The organism is Ideonella sp. B508-1, assembly GCF_000333615.1.
Lineage (GTDB): Bacteria > Pseudomonadota > Gammaproteobacteria > Burkholderiales > Burkholderiaceae_C > Ideonella.
In genome coordinates this window covers 1-2,252 of sequence record NZ_BADL01000511.1, presented here as the reverse complement: position 1 = coordinate 2,252, position 2,252 = coordinate 1, and the positions used below count along the sequence as shown (strand labels likewise).

Genomic DNA, 2,252 nt, shown 5'->3' with positions numbered 1-2,252 from the left:
CCGGTCATTCGGCCAGCTCTTTCCGTCTGTCTCATGACTGATTCTTTACCCCACGTCCAGCCCCTCCCCTGCCCACCTGGCCAGCCCCCGGCGGAGGCGGCGAGGCTGGGCCTGGGCCGGTGCCGCCCTGCTCTTGCTGCTGCTGGCGCTCTGGTGGACGAACCGCGCGGGCCCCGATGCGGCCGGCGGCCACCGGGGACCGGGAGGATTCGGCGCCCGGGTCCAGCCCGTGAGCATCGGCCCGGTGATGCGCCGGGACATCCGCGTGATCGTTCCGGCAATCGGCAACATCGCCGCCGACAACACGGCGGTGGTGCATGCCAAGGTCAGCGGTGAGCTCAAGGCCCTCTACTTCCACGAAGGCCAAAGCGTTCGCGGGGGCCAGCTGCTGGCGCAGATCGATCCCGCGAGCTACCAGATCGCCCTGGACCAGGCCCAGGCCAACCAGGCCAAGGATGAGGCCCAGTTGCGCAATGCGCGGCTCGACCTGGCCCGCTACAAGGACCTGGTCGCCCGGCAGGCCGCGCCGCAGCAGCAGCTCGACACCCAGGACGCCCTGGTGCGACAGCTCGAAGCCGCCGTGCAGACGGACCAGGCCGCGGTGCGCAATGCCCAGCTGCAGCTGTCCTACACCCGGGTGGTGGCCCCGATCTCCGGCCTGGCCGGCCTGAAGCAGGCGGACCTGGGCAACCTCGTCACGCCCAGCGATGCCAACGGCCTGGTCTCCATCGCCCAGGTCCAGCCGGTGAACATGGTGTTCGCCATCCCGCAGCAGCAGCTGCCCACCGTGCGCAGCCACCTGGCAGCGGGCCAGGCCCTGCGCGTCGAGGCCTGGGACACGGACAACACCCACCTGCTGGCCCAAGGCAGCGTGGCGAGCACTGACAACGCCATCGACACCACCACGGGCACGGTCAAGCTCAAGGCCCTGTTCCCCAACCAGGACCTGCAGCTGTTCCCCAACCAGTTCGTGAACGTGCGGCTGCAGCTGGGCACGCTGGCCGCGGCCACAGCCGTGCCCGCGGCCGCCATCCAGCAGGGCACCCATGGTGCCTATGTCTACGAGGTGGTCGCGCCCGATGCCGTCCGCCTGCAGGCGGTGAAGGTCCTGGCCACCGAAGGCGATTGGTCCGCCGTCGAAGGCGGGATCCACCCCGGCCAGCAGGTGGTGGTGGACGGCATGGACCGGCTGCGCGACGGTGCCAAGATCCAGGTGATCACGCCGGCCGGCGATGGCGATGCCGGCGCCTCCCGGCCCGGGGGCGGGCACCACGCCTGGGCGGGGGGCGCGGGCCATGCCGCCTCGGCCGCCAGCCATGCCTGGGCCGGCTCCGCGCCGGCGCCCTGACGCCCGGCCCCGAAGCCCACCCTGCCCTGGAGCCCCGGGATGAATCCGTCGCGTCTTTTCATCGAGCGGCCCGTCGCCACCTCGCTGCTCATGCTGGCCCTGCTGCTGAGCGGCCTGCTGGCCTACCGGCTGCTGCCCATCGCCGCGCTGCCGGAGGTGGACTACCCCACCATCCAGGTGACCACGCTCTACCCTGGCGCCAGCCCGGACGTGATGAGCTCGTCGGTCACCGCGCCGCTGGAGCGGCAGTTCGGCCAGATGCCCGGCCTGGCCCAGATGTCCTCCAGCAGCTCGGGGGGCGCCTCGGTCATCACCTTGCGCTTCGACCTGAACCTGTCGCTGGACGTGGCCGAGCAGGAGGTGCAGGCGGCCATCAATGCCGGCAGCAACCTGCTGCCCAACGACCTGCCCATGCCCCCGGTGTACAGCAAGGTCAACCCGGCCGATGCCCCCATCATGACCCTGGCGGTGTCCTCCGGCACCCTGCCCGTCACCCGCGTGCATGACCTGGTCGAAAGCCGCCTGGCGCAGAAGATCTCCCAGGTGCCTGGCGTGGGTCTGGTGAGCATCGCGGGGGGGCGGCGCCCGGCCGTGCGCATCCAGGTGAACCCGACGGCACTGGCCTCGCTGGGGTTGTCCCTGGACGACATCCGCACGGCCATCGGCAACGCCAACGTGAACCAGTCGAAGGGCAGCTTCGACGGCGCGCTGCGGGCCAGCACCATCGATGCGAACGACCAGCTCCGCAGCGCCACCGACTACGGCGACCTGATCTTTGCCTACAAGAACGGCAACCCGCTGCGGGTGCGCGATGTGGCGAAGCTGGTGGACGACGCCGAGAACACCCGGCTGGCGGCCTGGGCCAATGCCTCGCCTGCGGTCATCGTGAACGTGCAGCGCCAGC

At 70.9% G+C, this 2,252-nt stretch carries 2 protein-coding genes; both read left to right on the top strand.

Annotated elements, in window-relative coordinates; genetic code table 11:
• The first annotated feature begins 229 nt into the window (after positions 1-229).
• Positions 230-1,348 (top strand): efflux RND transporter periplasmic adaptor subunit, encoded by a 1,119-nt coding sequence (locus I73_RS29400; RefSeq protein WP_159105913.1) that lies wholly within the window; start codon positions 230-232, stop codon positions 1,346-1,348.
• A gap of 39 nt (positions 1,349-1,387) precedes the next feature.
• A partial coding sequence (locus I73_RS29395) for an efflux RND transporter permease subunit (protein WP_040501156.1) occupies positions 1,388-2,252 on the top strand: 865 nt, incomplete at its 3' end.